The 21,941-nt window shown below is 72.8% G+C and carries 17 protein-coding genes; 7 read left to right on the top strand and 10 right to left on the bottom strand.

Annotation, left to right across the window (positions count from 1 at the left end; translation table 11 throughout):
• Positions 1 to 68 precede the first annotated feature (68 nt).
• Complete coding sequence (locus tag IEZ10_RS04190) at positions 69 to 761, top strand: TetR/AcrR family transcriptional regulator (protein ID WP_189245141.1); 693 nt, start codon at positions 69 to 71, stop codon at positions 759 to 761.
• A 137-nt stretch (positions 762 to 898) separates the two neighbouring features.
• On the opposite strand, the gene IEZ10_RS04185 is transcribed toward IEZ10_RS04190, so the two are convergent.
• The 9 genes from IEZ10_RS04185 to IEZ10_RS04145 all read right to left on the bottom strand — a co-directional run bounded on the left by IEZ10_RS04185 (position 899) and on the right by IEZ10_RS04145 (position 12,950).
• On the bottom strand, positions 899 to 1,159 hold the full coding sequence (locus tag IEZ10_RS04185) for a hypothetical protein (RefSeq protein WP_189245140.1): 261 nt from the start codon (positions 1,157 to 1,159) through the stop codon (positions 899 to 901).
• A 69-nt stretch (positions 1,160 to 1,228) separates the two neighbouring features.
• Positions 1,229 to 2,080, bottom strand: a complete 852-nt coding sequence (locus IEZ10_RS04180; protein ID WP_189245139.1) for a helix-turn-helix domain-containing protein — start codon at positions 2,078 to 2,080, stop codon at positions 1,229 to 1,231.
• A gap of 145 nt (positions 2,081 to 2,225) precedes the next feature.
• Complete coding sequence (locus tag IEZ10_RS04175) at positions 2,226 to 2,438, bottom strand: hypothetical protein (protein ID WP_179827411.1); 213 nt, start codon at positions 2,436 to 2,438, stop codon at positions 2,226 to 2,228.
• Positions 2,439 to 2,813: 375 nt separating this feature from the next.
• The gene (locus tag IEZ10_RS04170; RefSeq protein ID WP_189245138.1) at positions 2,814 to 4,694 is read right to left on the bottom strand and encodes an acyclic terpene utilization AtuA family protein; all 1,881 of its coding nucleotides are present in this window, start codon (positions 4,692 to 4,694) and stop codon (positions 2,814 to 2,816) included.
• Positions 4,695 to 4,803: 109 nt separating this feature from the next.
• Positions 4,804 to 5,610, bottom strand: a complete 807-nt coding sequence (locus IEZ10_RS04165) for an enoyl-CoA hydratase family protein (RefSeq protein ID WP_189245137.1) — start codon at positions 5,608 to 5,610, stop codon at positions 4,804 to 4,806.
• Complete coding sequence (locus IEZ10_RS04160; RefSeq protein WP_189245675.1) at positions 5,607 to 7,625, bottom strand: acetyl/propionyl/methylcrotonyl-CoA carboxylase subunit alpha; 2,019 nt, start codon at positions 7,623 to 7,625, stop codon at positions 5,607 to 5,609. Before IEZ10_RS04160 ends, IEZ10_RS04165 begins: the two co-directional genes overlap by 4 nt.
• Before the next feature lie 22 nt (positions 7,626 to 7,647).
• Positions 7,648 to 9,180: an acyl-CoA carboxylase subunit beta gene (locus tag IEZ10_RS04155; protein ID WP_189245674.1), complete on the bottom strand. Its 1,533-nt coding sequence runs from the start codon at positions 9,178 to 9,180 to the stop codon at positions 7,648 to 7,650.
• A 311-nt stretch (positions 9,181 to 9,491) separates the two neighbouring features.
• Positions 9,492 to 11,387 carry a serine/threonine-protein kinase gene (locus IEZ10_RS04150; protein ID WP_189245136.1) on the bottom strand — a complete coding sequence of 632 codons (1,896 nt, stop codon included), beginning with the start codon at positions 11,385 to 11,387 and terminating at the stop codon, positions 9,492 to 9,494.
• Between the two features lie 201 nt (positions 11,388 to 11,588).
• Positions 11,589 to 12,950 carry an FAD-binding oxidoreductase gene (locus tag IEZ10_RS04145; RefSeq protein ID WP_189245135.1) on the bottom strand — a complete coding sequence of 454 codons (1,362 nt, stop codon included), beginning with the start codon at positions 12,948 to 12,950 and terminating at the stop codon, positions 11,589 to 11,591.
• Between the two features lie 374 nt (positions 12,951 to 13,324).
• Between IEZ10_RS04145 and ctaD the strand changes: the two genes are divergently transcribed.
• The 4 genes from ctaD (at position 13,325) to IEZ10_RS04125 (ending at position 19,740) form a co-directional block, all read left to right on the top strand.
• Positions 13,325 to 14,998: an aa3-type cytochrome oxidase subunit I gene (gene ctaD / locus IEZ10_RS04140; protein WP_189245134.1), complete on the top strand. Its 1,674-nt coding sequence runs from the start codon at positions 13,325 to 13,327 to the stop codon at positions 14,996 to 14,998.
• Between the two features lie 476 nt (positions 14,999 to 15,474).
• A complete protein-coding gene (locus IEZ10_RS04135) occupies positions 15,475 to 18,246 on the top strand; it encodes an immune inhibitor A domain-containing protein (protein WP_229810941.1) in 2,772 nt (923 codons plus the stop codon).
• 160 nt (positions 18,247 to 18,406) lie between these two features.
• On the top strand, positions 18,407 to 19,345 hold the full coding sequence (locus tag IEZ10_RS04130; RefSeq protein WP_189245132.1) for a diacylglycerol/lipid kinase family protein: 939 nt from the start codon (positions 18,407 to 18,409) through the stop codon (positions 19,343 to 19,345).
• A 239-nt stretch (positions 19,346 to 19,584) separates the two neighbouring features.
• On the top strand, positions 19,585 to 19,740 hold the full coding sequence (locus IEZ10_RS04125) for a hypothetical protein (protein ID WP_189245131.1): 156 nt from the start codon (positions 19,585 to 19,587) through the stop codon (positions 19,738 to 19,740).
• A gap of 6 nt (positions 19,741 to 19,746) precedes the next feature.
• Here the strand turns inward: IEZ10_RS04125 and mads6 are convergent, their stop codons facing one another.
• Positions 19,747 to 21,180: a methylation-associated defense system protein kinase MAD6 gene (gene mads6, locus IEZ10_RS04120; RefSeq protein WP_189245130.1), complete on the bottom strand. Its 1,434-nt coding sequence runs from the start codon at positions 21,178 to 21,180 to the stop codon at positions 19,747 to 19,749.
• 261 nt (positions 21,181 to 21,441) lie between these two features.
• On the opposite strand from mads6, the gene IEZ10_RS04115 reads away from it, so the two are divergent.
• Both IEZ10_RS04115 and IEZ10_RS39765 read left to right on the top strand, forming a co-directional pair.
• Positions 21,442 to 21,723: a hypothetical protein gene (locus tag IEZ10_RS04115; RefSeq protein WP_189245129.1), complete on the top strand. Its 282-nt coding sequence runs from the start codon at positions 21,442 to 21,444 to the stop codon at positions 21,721 to 21,723.
• On the top strand, positions 21,720 to 21,842 hold the full coding sequence (locus IEZ10_RS39765; protein WP_268246272.1) for a hypothetical protein: 123 nt from the start codon (positions 21,720 to 21,722) through the stop codon (positions 21,840 to 21,842). Before IEZ10_RS04115 ends, IEZ10_RS39765 begins: the two co-directional genes overlap by 4 nt.
• Positions 21,843 to 21,941: the final 99 nt, after the last annotated feature.

The raw sequence follows: 21,941 nt of genomic DNA, 5'->3' as shown, positions 1-21,941 counted from the left end.
TATCATTGACTGAACACTCAGTCAATAGCATTCGGACCGGTGTCCCGCGCTCCTGTTACTCTTGCGCAGTGCAGAGCGGAGAGGGAGCGCGGGGCAGCCGCGCCGACCAGGCCGACCAGCGGAGGGCGGAGCTGCTCGAAGCCGCCCGGCGGGTCGTGCTCGAACGGGGTCTGGCCAGCACCCGGGTCGCCGACATCGCCCGGGCGACGAACGTGAGCGGCGGCCTGATCCACTATCACTTCGCCACCAAGAACGACCTCATCACCGAGATGCTCCGCAGCACCAGCGAGGCGGAGGTCCAGCGGCTGAGGGAGATCGGCGCCGGGCCCGGCGGCTCCGTCGAGAAGCTCGACCGGATCCTGCGCTTCTACATCCCCGCCTCCCGGTCCGACCAGAGCTGGATCCTCTGGCTCGACGCCTGGGCCGTCGGGGTGCGTGAGCCGCACGTCCGCGACATCCTGCTGGAACTGGAGAGCGGCTGGATCGAGACCCTCGCCCAGGTGATCGCCGAAGGGGTGGAGCGGGGCGAGTTCGTCTGCGACGACCCCCAGGGGGCGGCGGAGCGGCTCGACGGCATGCTCGACGGCCTGGTGGTCCGCTACACCCTGCACACCGGGAACATGTCGCGCGGCCGGCTCCTGCACCACGCCCGGGTCGCCGCGGCCCGCGAGGTCGGGCTGGACCCCTCGGTCTTCCCCGCCTCCGACGTCCCGGAGGGCCCCGACGGCCCCGAGGCGACCGCCGGGCCCGTGCCGATCTGAATCCGGACGGCTCGGGCCGGGACCCGGGTCGCCCGGGTGCGTGAGCCGGGCGGGCGACGCCGGACCGGACCCGTACCGAGGGCCGGGCGGAACCGGTCCGTCCGGCCCGGATGGCCCGGACGGCCCGGACGCGCGGATCAGGCGGGCATGGCCGCGAGCAGGAAGGCCAGGCGGGCGGCGGCGCCCTCGACGTTGCCGGTGTCGCCGAGCCGGTATCCCCACGAGGTGATGAAACCCCCGTCGGACGAGCACGTCACGGTCTCGGAGAGGGTGGCGCTGAAGCGGTTGCGGACGCATACGTACGCCGGGTCTCCGAACGACATCCTCTGCACCGACAGGTCGGCGTGCCGCCGGGTGGCCGTGGCGAACTGCTCCAGGCAGGACAGCGTGTCGAGCATCGTGCGTCACCTCCGTCGTCGAACAGAGAATTGCACGATCTTGGCACTCTGATCAAGCAATTGCGGGGATTAATCCGCTGATTGCCCGGACAAATCATCCAGCACCCGGGCCATCACCGCCCTGGCCTGCTCCCCGAAGGCCGCGACCCCGTGGAGCTCGTCGAACGTCGTCTCGTAGAACTCGACGTCCTCGGGGTCGCGCAGGAGGAGCTCGCGGGTTCTCGTCGGCACCGCGGCCAGCTCCCTGTCGTAGATCCAGAAGCCGTTGAGCAGCGCCGAGGGCAGGGGCGCCTCGAAGGGGATGACGCCGAACTCCACGTTGGGCAGCGTGGTCACGGCCAGCAGCCGGTCGATCTGGCCCCGCATCACCTCCGGCGACGCCAGCCGGTAGCGCAGGGCGGCCTCGGGCAGGACGAAACGGAACGTCTTGCTCTGGTCGTAGAGGATCTCCTGGCGCTTCATCCGCACCCGGATGGCGGCGTCGATCTCGTCCGGCGCCCGGTAGATGCGCTTGAGCCGGGTGAAGACGCCCCGGGCGTACTCGGTGGTCTGCAGCAGGCCGATGACGATGCCCGGCTCGAACACCCGGAACAGCGAGGTCCGCATCTCCCGGTCGCGGATGTCCTCCTGGAACGTGGCCAGGCCGCTGCGGTGCCGCTGCCGCCAGGAGTCCTGCCGCTCCAGCAGCGCCTTGACCTGCTCGACCAGCTCCTCGACCGTGCCGGGGGCGGCCTGGAGGGCGCACCCCCACTGGGTGACGTCCTCCTCGGTGGGGGTCTGGCGGGCGTTCTCCAGGCGGGAGACCTTCGACGCCTGCCACCTGAGCCGCTCGGCGAGATCCTTGCCGGACAGTCCGGCCGACTCGCGAAGCCGCCGCAGCTGCATGCCGAGCTCGGTCCGGCCCTCCTGGAACCCGTTCACCCGTCGTCTCCTCCGTCGGCCGTACGGGCCGGACGCCACCACTCGCACCGGGGCCGGTCCCTCTTTTCGGGCACGGCCGTCACATGACCGCACGAGGGTAGACCCGAAAGAACCGATCATGCCATAGAGCGTGGTGCAATCGTGATCAATCCGAGGGGAGCACCCGGCGGGCGATGTCCACGAGCAGCTCCCTCGGCACCTCGACCGCGGTCTCGCCGTCGAGGACGTGCCGGAGGTCGGCCAGCGTCACGGGGTCGGTGACATGGAGGCCCTGGACGACGATGGTGCCGCGGTCGGTCTCGTAGAGGGAGGGGCAGGCGCCCGCCTCCGACGTGGAGCCGAGGAACCGCAAACGCATGACTCGATCCTTCCCTAGGCAACGATCACGTCGCAATTGCGAGCAATCCTAGGGTTGCGAGCGCGTTTTTCGGGATTCTGAGCGCCGACAGACCGAATTGTTGTCGGTCCGTATCCGGCGACGGACCGCGACCGGCGACGGGCCGCACCCGGTGGCGGGCCGTCTCCGGCGGTGGGCCGCCCGCCGGCGGGCGGCGGATTCCGGACCGTATCCGGGCGCGCCCGGTGGCGAGCCGGCCGGCCGGGCGATGGACCGTGTCCGGTGACGGGCCGGGACCGGACAGGGGCGGGGTCCGCGCGTGGCCACGGGCACGCGGGGTCCACGCGTGGTCACGGGTCCGCGGGGTCCACGCGTGGTCACGGGTCCGCGGGGGCCTCACAGCAGGGTTCGGGGGACGTCCGTGAGCGCGGCGCGCAACTCCTCGCCGAGCGCCTTGGCCTGGGCGTCCAGGCGGGTGCCGGCCGAGACGCCCAGGCCCAGCAGACCGTGGACGACGAAGTTGAGCGCCAGGAGGTTCGGCAGCTCGAATCGCTCGATCCGCAGGCCCGCGACGGCCGGGAGGAGCCGGGCCAGGCGCTCCGCCGTCAGGTGGCCGGCCAGCCACCCGAACCGCTCGGGCGTGCTCACCCACACCCCCAGATTGGCGTCACCGCCCTTGTCGCCCGACCGGGCGCCCACGATCGTCCCCAGCGGCACCCGCACCGTCGCCAGATCGTCTTCCGCGCCCGGCGGTACCCGTTCCGTCACGAGGACGTCTTCCGCGCCCGGCGGTACCCGTTCCGCCGCCGGATCGCCGTTCACGCCCTGTGGAACCCGTTCCGCCGCCGGCCCGCCGTCCTCACGGGCCGGCCGGCTCTCCTCCGCCTCCGGTCCCGCCGGGGCCGGTCCAGGCAGCCCGGGCGCCTCCTGGCCGCCCGGCCGTCCCGGAGCGCCCGTCCCGTACGGCCCGGCGCCGTCCCCGCCCACCTCCTCGCCGTCGAGCCAGACCCGGGGCCGCACGGTCTCCGCCGGGATCAGGGCGGGCCGGTAGACGCCGTACGGCGTGGCGTTCCCCGGCGGGGTCAGGGCGTAGCAGCCCGGGTAGCTCGCCAGGGCCGTCTCCACGACGGCCGAGGAGAAGACGCGCCCGGCCTTCCCGGGGTCGGCGTCCAGCACCGTGATACGGAGCAGGGCCGTTCCCCCGGCGGGGGAGAGGCCGGCGCCGAGCGGGACGAGTTCGACGTGGACCTCGTCGAAGGTCTCCTTCGGCACGCGGGCCCAGACGGCCTCCTCGGCGAGCCGGGCCTTGGCCTCGATGTCCAGGCCGGTCAGGACCAGGGTCATGGTGTTGCGGTATCCGGCCGGGTAGGTGAGCGCCACCTTCAGGTCCGGCGGCGGGGCCTCGCCGCGCACCCCGGAGATCCGGACCCGGTCCGGCCCCTGCTGCTCCAGCTCGATCGTGTCGAACCGCGCCACCGCGTCGGGGCCGAGGTAGCGCGGGGAGCCGATCTCGTACAGCAGCTGCGCCGTGACGGTCCCGACCGACACCAGGCCCCCGGTCCCGGGATGTTTGGTGACCACGCAGGAACCGTCGGCCGCGAGCTCCACCAGCGGGAACCCGCAGCGCGCCGGGTCGGGCACCTCCCGGAAGAAGGCGTAGTTCCCGCCGGTCGCCTGGCAGCCGCACTCGATGACGTGCCCGGCGACCACCGACCCGGCCAGCGCGTCGTGGTCGTCGGGTCGCCAGCCGTACCGCCAGATCCCCGGGCCGGTGACCAGCGCGGCGTCGGTGACCCGGCCGGTCACCACCACGTCCGCGCCGGCCGACAGGGCGGCGGCGATCGGCCGGCCGCCCAGGTAGGCGTTGGCGGTCAGCGGGGTCGCGGCCGGCCGCTCCCCGGTGTCCGGGTCGCGCGCGCCGCGCAGGTCACCGCCGGACAGGTCGTCCCCGGTGACATGGGCGACCCGCACCCGCAGCCCGAGCCGGTCCGCCAGCCCGGCCACCGCCCCGGCGCACCCGGCCGGGTCGAGGCCGCCCGCGTTGGAGACGATCCTGACGCCCTGCTCCACGCACGTGCCGAGGACCTCCTCCAGCTGCCGCAGGAAGGTGGTCGCGTACCCGGGGCGGCCCTTCGCGCGGTTCCCGGCCAGGATCAGCATGGTCAGCTCGGCGAGCCAGTCGCCGGTGAGGACGTCGATCGGGCCGCCCTCCACCATCTCCCGGGCGGCCGACAGGCGGTCGCCGTAGAAACCGGAGCAGTTCGCGACGCGCAGCATCGGACCTCCTGCGAAGACCGCGGCGGACGGGACGGGACGAGACGCGGGCGGGACACGGGCGGAACGGGACGGGACGCGGGCGGGGCACCGTACGGCCGGCGGAAGGCCGTCAGGCCTCCCGCGGCACCCAGGACGCCGGGCGCTTCTCCATGAACGCGGCGATGCCCTCCTGGCCCTCGGCGGAGGTGAACCGCTCGGCCGACAGCTCGGCCATGCGGCGCATGCCCTCCTCCAGCGGCATCGCCGGCACGGTCCGCACCAGCCGCTTGGTCAGCGCGAGCGCCTCGGGGCCGCCGCGCAGCAGCATGCCGGCGTAGTGGGCGACCGTGCGGTCCAGATCGGCCTCGGGCACGGCGCGGGTGAGCAGGCCGATCTCCTGGGCGCGGGCGGCGTCGAAGGTCTCCCCGGTCATGAGGTACTCGGCCGCGGCCCGCGGGTCCAGCCGCCGCAGCACGGTCACCGAGATCATCGCCGGGACCACGCCGAGCCGCACCTCGGTGAACGCGAACGACGCCGTGTCCGGCGCGACCGCGAAGTCGCAGGCGGCCACCAGGCCCAGCCCGCCGGCGCGGGCGGTGCCGTTCAGCCGGCAGATCACCGGCTTGGGGCTCTCCCAGATCACCCGCATGATCTCCGGGAAGGACGCGGTCACCGGGGCGTCCTTGGCCGCCCCCGGCCCGAGCCGCTGCTCCTTGAGGTCCGCGCCCGCGCAGAACACCGGGCCGGCCCCGGTCAGCACGATCACCCGCACGCCGTCGTCGGCGAGCGCCCGGTCGAGGTGGTCCCGCAGCTCGCCCAGCAGCCGCACCGACAGCGCGTTGCGGTTGCGCGGCGAGTCGAGCGTGATCGTCGCGATCCCGCCGGACACCTCCCCGCGCACCAGGCGCTCCACCGGCGGCTCGTCAACGGCGTTCATCCACCACTCTCCTCGATCACTGCCAGTACGGCGCCCGCCTCGACCCGGTCGCCCGGGGCGACGTTCACCGCGGAGACCGTGCCGGCCGCCGGGGCGGCGATCCGGTGCTCCATCTTCATCGCCTCCAGCACCAGGACCGTCTGCCCCGCGGTGACGAGGCCGGCGGGCTTGACCTCGACGCGCAGCACCGTACCGGGCATGGGCGCGAGCAGGGAGCCCGGGGCCGTGCGCCCGGCCGGCTCGGGGAGCCGGGGCAGCGGTGTGAGCCGTACCGGGCCGAGGGGGGAGTCCACGTGCGTCACGCCGTCGTAGCGGGCGACGGCGAAGCGGTGCCGTACGCCGGAGGTCTCCAGGACCACCAGGTCCGGGGCGGCGGAGACCAGGCTCGTGTCCGGCAGGCCCTCGGCCCGCAGCCCGTCCCGGGTGAGCAGGTAGGAGACCCGCGCCTCGGCGAAGTCCGTACGGCGGGGCTGGGAGACCACGTTGCGCCACCCGGCGGGCAGCCCGGCCTGCACGGGGGCGGCGGCACGGTTGGCCGCCGCCTGCGCCAGGGCCGCGGCCAGGGCCGACAGGGGAACGGCGGACTCGGCGGACTCGGCGGGTGCGGCGGGTGCGGCGGTCAGGTCGTGCTCGGTGAGGAAGCCGGTGTGGGTGTTCCCGGCGCGGAACGCCTCGTGCCGCAGGACCCGCACCAGCAGGTCGCGGTTGGTGACGAGGCCGTGGATCCGCGCGCCCGCCAGGGCCGCGGCGAGCCGGCGTACGGCCTCGGCCCGGTCGGGGGCGTAGGAGACGACCTTGGCGAGCATCGGGTCGTAGTGGACGCCGATCTCGCAGCCGTTCCCGACGCCGGAGTCCAGGCGCAGGCAGCGGGACGCGCCGGGCGGCGGCGGGGCGAAGCGGACGTCCACCCCGGGGACGTCCAGGAGGTGCAGGACGCCGGCCTGCGGCAGCCAGTCGCGCCCGGGGTCCTCGGCGTACAGCCGCGCCTCGACGGCGTGGCCCGTCGCCCGCGGGGGCGCCTCGGGCAGCCGCGCGCCCTCGGCCACCCGGATCTGCAGCTCCACCAGGTCGACGCCGTGCACGCACTCGGTGACGGGATGCTCGACCTGCAGGCGGGTGTTCATCTCCAGGAACGCGACGGTGTCGTCCGCGACGAGGAACTCCACCGTGCCCGCCCCGACGTATCCGACGGCCCTGGCCGCGGTGACCGCCGCGTGGCACAGCCGCACCCGCGCCGCGGGGGAGATCGCCGGGGACGGGGCCTCCTCGATCACCTTCTGGTGCCGCCGCTGGATCGAGCACTCCCGCTCGCCCAGCGCCCACACCGTCCCGTGGCGGTCGGCCATGATCTGGACCTCGACGTGCCGGGCCCGCTCCAGGAGCGGCTCGACGAAGACCGTCCCGTCACCGAACGCCGCCTCGGCCTCCCTCCGGGCCGACTCGATCGCGGCGGCGAGGTCGCCGCCCGGCTCCACGATCCGCATTCCGCGCCCGCCGCCCCCGGCCGACGCCTTCACCAGCAGCGCCCTTCGCCCGGCGGAGGCCGGACCGCGCTCGATGAGGGCCCGCACGTCGCGTTCGAGGTCGTCGGCGGAGCGGTCCGGCCCGGCGGTGAAACCGGGGAGCACGGGGACCCCGGCCGCGGCCATCAGCGCCTTGGCCCGGATCTTGGAGCCCATGGCGGCCACGGCCTCCGGGGGCGGGCCGATCCACGTCAGGCCGGCGTCCAGCACGGCCCGCGCGAACGCGGCGTTCTCCGACAGGAAGCCGTAGCCGGGGTGGACCGCGTCGGCCCCGGTCCGCAGGGCGGCCTCGACGACCTTCGCCGCGGACAGGTACGTGACGGCGGGCTCGGCGCCGGGCAGCCGCACGGCGTGGTCGGCCTCGGCGGCGTGGGGGGCGCCGGCGTCGGCGTCGGAGAACACCGCGACGGTCTCGATGCCGAGGTCACGGCAGGTACGGAGGACACGGCGGGCGATCTCGCCGCGGTTGGCGACCAGGAGGCGTCCGATCACCGGAGGGGTCAGGGGCACGGGCTCACATCCGGAAGACGCCGAAGCCCGCGGGCTCCGGGACGGGGGCGTTGCCGACGGCCGACAGGCACAGGCCGAGGACGGTGCGGGTGTCGCGGGGGTCGATGACCCCGTCGTCGTACAGGCGGCCGGACAGGAAGAACGGCAGCGACTCGGCCTCGATCTGCCGCTCGACCATCTCGCGCATGGCCGCGTCGCCCGCCTCGTCGTAGTCCTGTCCCCGGGCCCGCGCCGCGGCGCGGCCCACGATGGACAGCACCCCGGCGAGCTGCGCCGGTCCCATCACGGCCGACTTCGCGCTCGGCCAGGTGAACAGGAACCGGGGGTCGTAGGCCCGGCCGCACATGCCGTAGTTGCCGGCGCCGTAGGAGGCGCCCATGACGACCGTGAGGTGCGGGACCGTCGAGTTGGCCACCGCGTTGATCATCATGGAGCCGTGCTTGACGATGCCGCCCCGCTCGTAGTCCGTGCCGACCATGTAGCCCGTGGTGTTCTGCAGGAAGACCAGCGGCGTGCGGGCCTGGTTCGCGAGCTGGATGAACTGGGCGGCCTTCTGGGACTCCTCGCTGAACAGCACGCCCCGGGCGTTGGCCAGGATCCCGACCGGGTGGCCGTGCAGCCGCGCCCAGCCGGTCACCAGGCTCGTGCCGTACAGCGGCTTGAACTCGTCGAACTCGCCGCCGTCCACGATCCGCACGATCACCTCGCGCGGGTCGAAGGGGATCCGCAGGTCCTCGGGGACGATGCCGAGCAGCTCGTCGGCGTCGTGGCGGGGCTCGCGCACCGGCCCGGGAGCCGGGCCCGCCCTGCGGTGGTTGAGATTGCGCACGATCCGCCGCCCGATGCGCAGCGCGTCGTGCTCGTCGTCGGCGAGGTGGTCGGCGAGGCCGCTGACCCGGGCGTGCATCTCGGCGCCGCCCAGCGCCTCCTCCTCGGCCTCCTCACCGGTGGCCATCTTCACCAGCGGCGGCCCGCCCAGGAAGACCTTCGCCCGCTCGCGGACCATCACCACGTGGTCGCTCAGCCCGGGAACGTAGGCGCCGCCGGCGGTCGAGCTGCCGAACACCAGGGCGACGGTCGGGATGCCGGCGGCCGACAGCCGGGTCAGGTTCCGGAAGACCCGCCCGCCGGGGATGAAGATCTCCTTCTGGGTGGGCAGGTCGGCCCCGCCGGACTCCACCAGGTTGATCAGCGGCAGCCGGTTGGCCAGGGCGATGTCGGCGGCGCGCAGCGTCTTGCGCAGCGTCCAGGGGTTGGTGGAGCCGCCCCGCACGGTGGGGTCGTTGGCGACGATCACGCACTCGACGCCCTCGACCACGCCGATCCCGGTTACCACGCTCGCCCCGACGGGGAATTCGGTGCCCCAGCCCGCCAGCGGCGAGAGCTCCAGGAAGGCCGAGTCGGGGTCGACGAGCAGCTCGATCCGCTCCCGGGCGAGCAGCCCGCCCCGCGCGCGGTGCCGCTCGACGTACTTCGGGCCGCCCCCGGCGACCGCCCTGGCGTGCTCGGCGTCGAGTTCGGCCAGTTTGGCGAGCATCGCCGCGCGCCGCGCCCGGTAGTCGTCCCCGGAGGTGTCCAGCCGGCTCACCGGGTGTCCCGCCCGGTGTCCGTCCGCCCGCCCCGCCTGCCCCGCCCGCCGCGCGCCGGGTGATCCCGCCCGGCCGCCGTCCCAGAGTTGACGATCACCCCAGCAAGGTAGCCGACGCTCAGGCGCTCCGACAGGGGCGACGACGCGTGTCGACGCGAAAGCGGCGAAGGCGCACGTGAGGCGGCGGAAGCGATCGGCCGGACCTCCCGCCGGCCCGGCCCGCGGCATGCCGCCGGGACCCGGTCCGGCCTCTCCGGGGCTCAGCCGCAGTGGCTCCAGCCGCTCTTCCACGTCGCCGAGCCGTACGAGCCGCCCCAGATGACGCACTTGCCGGCGCCGGGGAGCCGCACCGGCCCGGCGTAGGCGGTGAAGGGGCCCGGGTTGCTGCCGGAGGAGCCGCCCTTCACCTGGAGGATCGCGTTCATGGTGATCTTCTCCGGGACCACGTACTTCGACATGGTCACCACGCAGTTGCGGCCCGCGCCGGAGCTGTAGAGCAGGTAGACGGTCGCCGAGGACGACAGGGCGTGGGAGTCGATCACCTTGTAGCCGGAGCCGCAGACGCCGGTCGCGGTGTAGGGGTTCGGCTTCGGTGCGGGCTTGGGCTTGGTCGTCGGCTTCGCGGTCGTGGCCGTCGGCTTCGGGAGGGGGGCGGTCGTCGGCTTGGTGGTGGCCCGCGGCGGCGCGGTGGCCGGCTTCTCGGTGGAATCGGACGGCGGGTCGCCCGGCTCCACCGCGTTCGGGTCCGGTTCCGCGGTCTTCCGCGCCCGCTCGCGGTCGCCGGAGCCGCCGCCCGCCCTGGTGGCCGTCGGCTCGGACGGCCTGGGGGGCTGGGGGGCGACCGTCCGCCCCCGGCCTGCCTGGGCGGTGGGTGAGGGGCTCGCCTTCGGCGTGGGCGACTTCCACGCCGCGGGCGGCTCGTCGGGGGTGAGCTCCGCCTCGGGCTCCTCGGGCTCCCCGGCCTGCCGCGTGGGGTTCGACGGCTCGGCGGTCTTGGCGGCCTCGGCGGCCGAGGTCCGCTCGTCGCCGTTGAGGATCACCACGGTGCCCGTGGCGACCGCCAGCGCGGCCACGCCCGCCACGCTCGCGAGCAGGAGGCCGCTCGGCCGGCGTGGTTTCGGCGCGGGCCTGCCCGGCCGGGCCGGGTCGCCGGGGGCGGCCGGGGCGGGAGCACCGCCGGGGTGCGGGCCGCCGGGGGCGGCCGCGCCGGGGCCGCGCCCGGGGTACGGGGGACCGGCGGTGACCGGGGCGGGACCCGCCGGACCCGGCGGGGCGGAGGCGGGTCCGGCCGGGGGCGGCGATGCGGGCCGGGCCTGCGGGGGCTGGTCCCGCAGGTGGGCGGGGGAGGGGATCGTCGCGCCCATCAGGTGGCCCACCAGCTCCTCGGCGGTGGGCCGGGCCGCCGGGTCCTTGGACAGGCACGCGGTCACCAGGGAGCGCAGCTGCCCGTCCAGTGCGCCGAGGTCGGGTGCGGCGGTGAGGATCCGGTTCATCACCACCGGGATGGAGTCCGCGCCGAACGCGGGCTTGCCGGTCGCGGCGAAGACCATCGTGACGCCCCAGGCGAACACGTCGGCGGCGGCCGTCACCTCGCCGTCGCCGAGCTGTTCGGGGGCGAGATAGGACGGCGTGCCCACGGCCGTCCCGGTGGAGGTCAGGCCGGGGGAGTCCAGCGCCCTGGCGATGCCGAAGTCGATCACGACGGGGCCCTCCGGCCCCATCAGCACGTTGGCGGGCTTGAAGTCCCGGTGCAGGATCCCGGCCCGGTGGATCGCCGACAGCGCGGTGGCCGTGCTCATCGCGAGGCGGTCGAGCGCGGCGCCCCTGCGCGGGCCCTCGGTGAGGACCAGCTGCCGCAGCGACGGCCCCGGAACGTACTCGCTGACGACGTACGGCTGGCTGCCCGCCAGGTCGGCGTGGAGCACCGAGGCGGTGCAGAACCGGGCGACCCGCTGGGCGACCGAGACCTCCCGCAGGAACCGCGACCGGGCCTCGGGGTCGGACGCCAGGCCGTGGTGCAGGAGTTTGACGGCGACCTGCTCGCCCGCCGGTCCGCGCCCGAGGAAGACGACCCCCTGACCGCCCTCCCCCAGGCGGCCGGTCAGCTCGTACTGGCCCAGCCGCGGGGGATCCCCCGCTGAGAGCGGCTCTACCACGACGACCCCCGACAAAAGCGAAAAACAGGTTTATGTGGTGCAGCACGCTACCAGCGTGAGCCCCGGGGCGGATGTTTTCCGCCGGACATCGCCGCCGGGGCGGGCCGCCGGAGTTTCCGCGACCCCGGCGAACGGGCGCCCCGCCGTACCGGGCCCCCGGCGGCCCGCCCGGACCGCCGGGAGGGCCGCCGGGAGCGCGGCTCAGATGGCCTTGCCGGGGTTGAGGATGCCGAGCGGGTCGAAGAGCCGCTTGATCCCGTGGTGCAGCTCCTCGGTGACCGGGCCGGTCTCCAGCGCCAGCCAGCGCCGCTTCAGCAGCCCGACGCCGTGCTCGCCGGTGAGCGTGCCGCCCATGGCCAGCGCCTCCCGGAAGACCTCGTCGGCCGCGGCCCACACGTTCGGCGGCGGCTCGGGCAGGGCGTGGTCGAAGATGAAGACCGGGTGCAGGTTGCCGTCACCGGCGTGGGCGACCGTGGCGATCAGGGCGTCATGCCGCGCCGCGATGGCCTCGATCTTCTCGATCATGAACGGCAGCGCCGAGCGCGGCACGCACACGTCCTCCACCAGGCACTTCCCCAGCTGTTCCTTGGCCTGGTAGGCCATCCGGCGGACCCAGATCAGCTCCTGGGCCTCCTCGGGGCTGGAGGAGGCCGCCACGAAGGACGCCCCGTTGGCCTCGCACAGCTCCGCCATCCGCGCGGAGACGGCCTCGGCGTCGGCGGAGTCCGCCTGCCCGATCAGCATCGCCTTGGTGGCGGGCTCCAGCCCGATGCTCCGCCAGGCCTCGACGGCCTCCAGCGTGGTCCGGTCGAGCATCTCCAGCAGTGACGGCTGGCACCCGGCCGCGATGATCGCCGAGACCGCGGCGGCGGCGTCCCGCAGGGAGGTGAACTCGGCGGCGATCGTCGCCGGATAGGTGGCCGGGGCGCGGCGCAGCCGTACGGTGGCCGCCGTGATGACCCCGAGCGTCCCCTCCGAGCCGATGAACAGGCCGGTCAGGTCGTAGCCCGTCACGCCCTTGACCGTGCGCCTGCCGGTGTCGACGACCCGCCCGTCGGCCAGGACGACCTCCAGGCCCAGCGCCGAGTCGCGGGTCACGCCGTACTTCACGCACCGCAGCCCGCCCGCGTTGGTGGCGAGGTTGCCGCCGATCGTGGAGATCTCGTAGGAGGAGGGGTCGGGCGCGTACATCAGCCCGTGCTCGCGGGCGGCCCTGTCCAGGTCGGCGGTGATGACGCCGGGCTCCACCACGGCGATCTCGTCGGCCGGGGACAGCTCCCGGATCGCGGTCATCTTGTGCAGCGCCAGCACCACGCCGCCGTCCACCGAGGTGGCCCCGCCCGCCAGGCCGGTCCCGGCGCCCCGCGGCACCACCGGCACCCGGTGCCGGGTCGCCCAGCGCATGACGGCCACCACGTCGTCGCGGGTCTCGGCGAGCACGACGGCCAGGGGCTTGCCCGGCTCCAGGAAGGTCCGGTCCCGGGCGTAGGAGTCGGTCACGTCGGGGTCGGTCAGGATCTTTCCGGGTGCGAGCGCGGCGGTGAGTTCGGTGATAGCAGTCACAAGGGGACTGTAAGCCCTCAGGCCGGGCCGCCCGGACCGGGTGCCGGACGCGGAGGCGGGGGAGGGGCGCGCCGGACGCGGAGGCGGGGGAGGGGCATGGAGGGGGCGGGGAGAGGGCGGGGGCGCGGAGCGGGTGCGGAGAGGGAGCGGGCGACCCGGGTGCGGCTGCGGTCCGGCCCGGTGCGAGAATTCCGAAAATAAGGCGAATTATCCCTGTAAATGTGCTTTTTAGAATTAATTGCCTCATTGAGAAGATTAGTTGACTATGTAGCTCATCGTGCCGTGTGTTCGGATTGTCCGTACCGGGCAGAGGGCTGGTGAACGAACGGGGAGTTCCGCCGTATCCGGCTGTCGCCAACCGGAAGGAGCCGGCTGTGACATCTGTGCAGCAGCGGCCCGCGCTCGCGCCCACCGCCAAGGGGTCGTTGATCGTGTCGTGGCTGACCACGACCGACCACAAGATCATCGGGAACCTCTACCTGATCACGTCGTTCGTGTTCTTCGTGCTCGCCGGGCTCATGGCGATGGTCATCCGTGCGGAGCTGTTCCACCCCGGCATACAGTTCGTCAGCCAGGAGCAGTACAACCAGATGTTCACCATGCACGGCGCGGTGATGCTGCTGCTGTTCGCCACGCCGCTGTTCGCCGGCTTCGCCAACGCGATCATGCCGCTGCAGATCGGCGCGCCGGACGTGGCCTTCCCCCGGCTGAACATGGTGAGCTACTGGCTGTTCGCCTTCGGCGGCATCATCGCCGTCTCGGGGTTCCTCACCCCGGGCGGCGCGGCCAGCTTCGGCTGGTTCGCCTACACCCCGCTGTCGAGCACGGTCGGCTCGCCCGGCGTCGGCGGCGACCTGTGGATCGTCGGCCTGGTCATCAGCGGCCTGGGCACGATCCTCGGCGCGGTCAACTTCATCACCACGATCATCTGCATGCGCGCTCCCGGCATGACCATGTTCCGGATGCCCATCTTCACCTGGAACGTCCTGCTCACCTCGATGATGGTGCTGATGGCCTTCCCGGTGCTCGCCGCCGCCCTGCTGGCCCTGCTGATCGACCGGAAGTTCGACGCCCAGATCTACGCCCCGGCCACCGGCGGGCCGATCCTGTGGCAGCACCTGTTCTGGTTCTTCGGCCATCCCGAGGTGTACATCATCGCGCTGCCGTTCTTCGGCATCGTGACCGAGGTCCTCCCGGTCTTCAGCCGCAAGCCCATCTTCGGCTACATCGGCCTGGTCGGCGCGACCATGGCCATCGCGGGGCTGTCGATGACCGTGTGGGCGCACCACATGTTCCCGACCGGCCAGGTGCTGCTGCCGTTCTTCTCGTTCATGACGTTCCTCATCGCGGTCCCGACCGGCGTGAAGTTCTTCAACTGGACCGGCACCATGTGGCGCGGCCACCTGGTCTTCGCCACACCCATGCTGTTCGCCGTCGGCTTCCTGGTCACGTTCCTGTTCGGAGGCCTGACCGGTGTCATCCTGGGTTCGCCGCCGCTGGACTTCCACGTGACCGACTCCTACTTCGTGGTGGCGCACTTCCACTACGTCGTCTTCGGCACCGTGGTGTTCGCGATGTTCGCGGGCTTCTACTTCTGGTGGCCCAAGCTGACCGGGCGGATGATGAACGAGAAGCTCGGAAAGATCCACTTCTGGATGCTGTTCATCGGCTTCCACACCACCTTCCTGGTCCAGCACTGGCTGGGCGCGGCCGGCTTCCCGCGCCGCTACGCCGACTACAGCCCGATCGACGGCTTCACCGGCCTGAACATGATCTCCTCGATCGGGGCGTTCGTCCTCGGCGCCTCCACGCTGCCGTTCTTCTACAACGTCTGGTGGTCCCACCGCCACGCGGACCGGGTCACCATGGACGACCCCTGGGGGTTCGGCAACTCCCTGGAGTGGGCGACCTCCTGCCCGCCGCCGCGGCACAACTTCACCTCGCTGCCGCGCATCCGGTCCGAGCGGCCGGCCTTCGACCTGCACCACCCCAGGGTGAAGACCCAGCCGCGCCAGCTCGATCCGACCGCCCCGAAGGAGGAGATCTGACCGCCCGCACGGCCGGTCGTCCGGCGGGCCGGTCGCGGCCGTCCCGCACGAGGAGATCCGGGACCGCCCGGCCCCTCCCGCCCTGACGTCGCGCTGACGCCGTCCCGACGCCCCGGCACCCCGGTGCCGGGGCGTCGCCGTGCCCGGGAGTCCCGGACCACCCGCCGTGCCCCCGCCCGCCGTACGGGCTGGCCGCCGTGCCCTCGCCCGCCGTGTCCCCGCCCGCCGTGCCCTCGCCCGCCGTACGGCCGGCCGCCGTGTGGTCCACCGGGTCCGACCTGCCGATTGGTCCTTGATAAAAGATCAAGGACCGACATAACGTATTTACGCGACAAAAGCCTCTCAATTACAGTTTCACAACATAAAGCCGACGTCTTTACTCCTGCTTTACCTTCTCGTCTAACGTCCCCGTCGGCGCGTGCACACGGCACGCAGGGATGTCCGCGCCCGGCGAACCCGGGCAGGGAGGGTATGCGTTGTCCAGCAGAGGCAGAGGCATCCGCAGGCGCGTTCTCGCGCTGGTGCCTGTCGTCGGCCTGGCCGCCGCGGGACTGGCCGTCGGCGGCCAGTCGGCGCAGGCCGACACTTCGGTCGCCCGGTACCAGCCGACCGCGGCCGACTACTACATCAACTACGCGCCGCCCAGGGAGGAGCCGGAGGTGGCCGACCCGGCCGTTCCCGGCTCGCGAGCCAAGGCTCGTCAGGCCACCGCGGCGAAGAAGGTCAACCGCAAGTATTCCGAGGGCAACCCCACCGCGGCCCGGGTGCTGGCCGCCCGCGAGGCCCAGGCGATCAAGACCGGGCTCAACCCGGCCGAGTTCCTGTTCAAGAAGTCGAAGGTCGCCAAGCAGGCCAAGCTCCTCACCCTTCTGGTGGAGTTCGACGACAAGGCGAACGACGACTTCTCGGGCTTCAGCCGTCCCAAGAGCGTGACCGACGACACGTGCGTGACCGAGCCGCCGGGCACCCTGCTCAACGGTCCGCTGCACAACAAGATCCCCGACCCGGCGAAGCTGGCGAACAAGGACAACAACAGCTTCTGGGTGCCGGACTTCAGCCCCGAGCACTTCAACAAGATGCTTTACAGCTCCAAGGGCATCACCGAGCGGGTCCGCCCCGACCTGACCGACCCCCGGGACGGCCGCAAGGGCATCGACATCTCCGGTTACACCATGAAGAACATGTACGAGGAGATGTCCAAGGGCGCCTACACCGTCAGCGGCCAGGCGAGCCCGTGGATCAAGGTCCCGCACTCGGAGGCCTACTACGGCGCCCGCGCCTGCGGCCAGGAGCCCCAGGACATGACCGGTCACCCGAGCAACCCGCTCGGCCCGGGCCAGCTCGCCATCGACGCGGTCAACTCCCTCGCCGCCGCCGACCCGAACTTCCCCTGGGCCGACTACGACGTCGAGGACGTCGCCGACGCCGACGGTGACGGCAACTTCGCCGAGCCCGACGGCGTGGTGGACCACCTGGTGCTGGTCCACGCCGGCAAGGACAAGTCCTCCGACGGCGGCGCCGAGGGCCCCTACGCGATCTGGGCGCACTCCAGCGCGGTGGCCGGCGGCTACAAGGTGCCCGGCAAGGACGTGAAGATCTCCAACTACATCGTCCAGCCGGAGGACTCCGGCGTCGGCGTCTTCGCCCACGAGTACGGCCACGACCTGGGCCTGCCGGACCTGTACGACACCACCGGCCAGGGATCCTCCGCGGTCGACTTCTGGGACCTGATGTCCAGCGGCTCGCACAGCGGCCCGATCTTCCAGTCCATGCCCACCCACATGGGCATCTGGGACAAGTGGGTCCTCGGCTGGGCCAACCCCAAGGTCTTCAACGCCGGTGACTCCTCCCGTCTCGTGACGATCGGCCAGGCGTCGCGCACGCCCAAGCTCACCCAGGACGGCGTCCGGGTGAACGTGCCCAGCGCGCCGCTGAAGATGATCGAGCCGCACAGCGGCACCAAGATGTGGTGGTCCAACCTCGACCAGGAGTGGGGCGACGTCAAGCTCGCCCGCGACGTCCAGGTCCCGGCCGGCCCCGACGTGAAGTTCTGGCTCTGGAACAACTACGAGATCGAGCAGGACTGGGACTTCGGCTTCGTCGAGGCGTCCACCGACGGCGGCTCCACCTGGAGCCAGCTGAAGGTCTACACCGAGGGCGGCGCCCTGGTCTCGACCGGTGACGACTACCCCGACCCGAACAAGAACCTCGCCAAGTTCAACAACCGCAAGTACGGCCTCACCGGCAACACCGACGGCTGGCGGCACGACTACGTCGACCTGGCCCCGTTCGCGGGCAAGAACATCAAGCTGCGCCTGGTCTACAACACCGACGCGGCCTTCACCCCGCGCAGCTGGCACGTGGACGACTTCGCGCTCACCAACGGCGGCCAGACCGTCTGGAGCGACGACGTCGAGGGCGGCAACAACGGCTGGACCACCAGCGGCGGCACCTTCACCAACACCCACGGCCAGGGCTGGATCGTCAACGACGGCTACCGCGAGATCTCCCGCTTCTACCTCGCGGAGTGGCGCAACTTCGACGGCTTCGACAAGGGCCTGCAGTACACCTACACCACCAACTACTCCCGCGACGGCGCGTGGAAGGTGGAGAAGGTCAAGTACAACGCGCCCGGCATGCTGGTGTGGTACCGCGACTCGACCTACACCAACAACTCCATCGTCAACAACCTGGACCTGGCGCCGAGCATCGGCTCCAAGGGCAGCCTCCTCCTGGTCGACTCCCACTTCGACCCGCTCCGCCGGAACGGCGAGGGGGCGCAGAAGGACCCGACCGTGCTGAAGAACCTGCCCGGCCGTATGCAGACCTCGAACGCGGCGTTCTCCTTCGGCAAGACCTACCCCTTCACCGAGTGCATCGAGGGTGCGAACGAGCCGTTCAGCGCCTACTGCAGCAAGCTGCCGGCCCAGAACGGGGTGCACGAGTTCACCGACGCCAAGACCTGGGTCCCGGGCTTCGAGTTCCGTGACGGCGGCCTCTACTACCGCGACTTCGACGCCTCGGTGGTCGTCCCGTCCAAGGGCGACCAGCCCTACAGCACCCGGGTCGTCAACCCCGACGGCACCCCGGCCACCGACCTGTACGGCAGTGACCTGGGCGACGGCCACGTCCTCGGCACCGGCAACCCCGGCGACGAGGGCAAGGCGCTGGGTGTGAAGCTCAAGCTGGTCACCCCGCTGCCCGGCAACCTCGGGGCGATCATCCAGGTGACCCCGCCGTCCAAGTGACCCGGAAGGCCCGCCTGACCGCCTGACCGCCCGGTCCCGGGCCGTCCGGACCACCCGGACGGCCCGGATCACCGGCCGGAGAACCGTGTATGGCCCCGCCGTCACCGACGGCGGGGCCATACCATTTGAGCGGCAGGAACGCCGAGGCGGAGAGGGACACGTGGCAGAGCTCCGAAGCAAGGCCGAGCACACCGAGGCCATCCGGACGAAGGGCAGGATCTGCCTGGTCGTCAACACGCGTTCGCGCCGCGGCCGCCGCCTCTTCCCCGAGGTCGTCCGCGCGCTGCACGCGGAGGGTTTCAAACCGGTCCGCACCTTCACCGTCGACGATCCCCGCGGCCTGCGGGCCACGCTGGACGCGGCGCTGGACGAACGCCCCGACCTGCTGGCCGTCGGCGGCGGCGACGGCACGCTCAGCGCCGCGGTCAAGCACGTCGCCCACCGCGACGTCGCCCTCGGCCTGCTGCCGCTGGGCACCACCAACAACTTCGCCCGCAGCCTCGGCCTCCCGCTGGACCTGCCCGGGGCGGTCCGGGTGTTCCGCACCGGCAAGGTCGCCGACATCGACCTGGGTGTCGCCGGTGACCGGGAGTTCGCCAACCTCGCGAGCTTCGGCGTCTCCGTCGAGGTGGCCGGCAAGGTGCGGCCCTGGCTCAAGCGCGTCCTCGGGCGCCCGGCCTACCCCCTGACCGCCCTGACGATCCTCCCCGGGCACCGGCCCTTCCGCGCCGCCATCACGGTGGACGGCCACCGCCACGAGCTGCTCACCCACCAGCTCAACATCGCCAACGGCCGCTTCCACGGCGGCTGGCAGGTGGCCAGGGACATCAGCATCGACAACGGCCTGCTCGTCGCCTACCAGCTCGGCTCGGGCAAGCGCCTCCGGCTGGTCGTGGAGACCCTGATCCGCGCCGCCACCGGCCGCTGGCGCAGCCTCGCGGGCGGCCCCTTCGTCGTCGGCCGGGAGATGCTCCTGGAGACCGACCCGCCGATGGCCGCCGACGTCGACGGCGAGGTCCGCCTGATGACGCCGATCACCATCCGGACCATCCCGAACGGCCTGCGGGTGATGGTCCCCGAGGAGTTCGTCGACTCCTGAGCGCCCGGTCCCGAGCCGTCCGGCCCCCGGTCGCCCGGCCCCCGGCCGCCCGGTCGCCCGGCGCCGGGCGACCGGGGAGCGCCGGGCCGCCCGCTCCGCCGCTCCCCGGGCCGTTCTCCGTGCCCTTTTCGTGCCGCTCCCGCGCCCCGTTCCGGGTTCCCGGGACGGGCACTCCGGATTGGACGCGGATCGCCGGGGAAGCTCCCTTCGGAAAGCGATGGGAGGACACGATGGCGACCATGATCGACCGTATCCGGCGATACCTGGCCGGCCCGCAGGGCCGCAGGACCGTCGAGCGGGTCAAGGTGATGGCCCGGGACCCGCGCAACCAGCAGCGGGCGCGCGAGCTGATGGCCCGCCTCCGGGGGAACCGGGCGGCGGGGCCCCGGCGCTAGCCGCCGTTACGTGCGGCGGCCGGACAGGCGGCGGAACCTGCCGCGGATCCGGTCGAGCAGCACGGGGTCACGCTCCGCCGCCCGCTCCCCGGGCGGCAGCCCCACCCGCGCCCGCCGCAGGTCCTCAAGGGCCTCGGCGGCGCCCGGCCGCTTGTCCGGGGAGTGGTCGCGCATCCGCCGCAGCAGGTCCGTCACCTGCGGCGGGACGTCGTCCAGCGGGGCCTCGGCGTCCGGGCTCCCCGACGGCAGCCGCCCGGCGAGCAGGTGGAAGCCGATGACCCCCGCCGCGTACACGTCGGAGGCGGCCGTCATCCGCTCGGGCCCGGCGTGGCACTCGGGGGCGACGTAGGGGGTGTCGAGGACGTTGGGCAGTTCGCTGGCGACCGTGTACGGCCGGGGGCCGGGCTTGGCGTAGTCGAACCCGGTCAGCATCGCCCGGCCGTCCTCGGTCACCAGCACCCACGCGGGGCTGAGCGCCCGGTGGATGACGTTGTTGGCGTGGACGTGGGCCAGGCCCGCCAGCATGTCCTCCAGCACGTCGAGCCGGGCGGCGGTGGGCAGCGCCCGCCGGGACGCGGTCAGGCGCAGCTGCAGGGCCTGGCCGTGCACGTCGTCGAGGACCAGCACGAACCGGCTCTCGTCGTCGACGGCGAAGAAGTCCCGCGCGCGGACGACGCACGGGTGCGGCGGGATCCTGGTGAGGGCCTGGTAGGCGTTGGTGATCAGGCGCCGCTCGGCCGCGCGCGGCTCCTCCTCGGCCAGCGGGTCGGCCCGGTACACCCGCAGCAGCACCGTCTCGCTGCCCGGGACCGTGGCGTTGAACGCGCGGTACTCGGTGACCCGGGCGTCCCCGCCGAGCTCCTCCTCCACCTCCCAGTTGCCGAACCGCGGCGGCGCGGTGGACCGCCGTACGGCGCCGTTCAGCGCCTCCAGGATCGCGGCCCGGTACGGCACGGCGTCGGGGGTGCAGCCCCGCCTGATCCGGGAGACGTCGCGCAGCGTGGGGATCAGCCCGTCGAGGTCGGTGACGTGCCGCAGGTCGCGGCCGGCCGGGTCGACCAGTTCGGCGTCGGGCCCGGTCAGCACGACGAGGCTGTCGACGTACACCCGATCCAGCTCCCGCCGCTGCCGGACCAGCAGGCCCTTCAGCGCCCGCCCGGTGCCGCGCAGCTTGGTCACGGGGGAGCCGAACGCCTCCCGCCGCGCCGGGAACCACCGTGAGCCGGCGACCTCGATCCGTCCGCGCGTCCCCTTGACGTCGATCACGCACAGGGAGTGGCCGGTCAGGACCACCAGGTCCACCTCGAAGACGTCGCCGTCGCGCGGCACCTCGATGTTGTGCAGCAGCAGCCAGTCGTCGGGGGCGTTGTCCCGCAGATGGGCGATCACCCGTCGCTCGGCGTCGTTGACCGGGCGTCCGCCGCCGACGATCTGTGCCATTTCTAGCGTGCCGCCCTTCCCATCGCGTTCGGCAAGTAGAGCAAGGGTCTCATGATCTGGCGTAACAGACTTTCCACGCGACCCGACACGCCCCGTCCGTGGAGAACCCGCCTCCCGCCGGGTTCCCTCCGGTGGAGGTGCCGGACGAGCCGGACCGGCACGACGCGGAGGGCGGCGTCGAACTTCACCTTCATACCCTCGCCCGGGAATGACCTAGTCTGTCCGCCGATGCTCTTACGGTGATCGGAACGGCGGGCGGTTGTGGGTGTTCTGACGGCGGTGGCCTTCGCGGTCACCGCCCTGTTGCTGGTGGGCGGGTTCGCCGTGGTCACCCGGCGGCTGCTCGACCTGCGGTTCGGGGTGGTCCGCACGCTCCTGGCCGGGGGACTGGTGGCCCTGGTCCTCGGGCCGCTGATGAAGGCGTTCTCCGGCGCGGTGGACGTGAACGACCAGGGCGTCACGCCGCTACCGCCTGGCCCGGACGCTGGAGCGGCGCACCCGGTGGGGCCGCGCCTCCGGCGTCGGCGACCTGTCTCGGGGTGAGCGACGCGCTGCTGCTCGGCACCGACCCGGGCCCGCCGGTCACCGCCGACGTCGGTCTCCACCAGCTCATCGGCTACCGCAATGCGGGCCAGTGTTCCGGCCTTCAGGTGCGGAGGTGAAGGCCCACGCGGGAGTGCCCGCCAGGGCGCGAGCGTGTCCTGGCCTTCCTGGTCTTGCCGCTCGGCCCACCAGGCGTAGGGCACCGGGACGGCGAAGGG

Origin of the sequence: Streptosporangium pseudovulgare (assembly GCF_014648055.1) — a bacterium.
GTDB lineage: Bacteria > Actinomycetota > Actinomycetes > Streptosporangiales > Streptosporangiaceae > Streptosporangium > Streptosporangium pseudovulgare.
The sequence above is the reverse complement of the archived record's forward strand: the minus strand, read 5'-3'. Positions and strand labels throughout refer to the sequence as shown.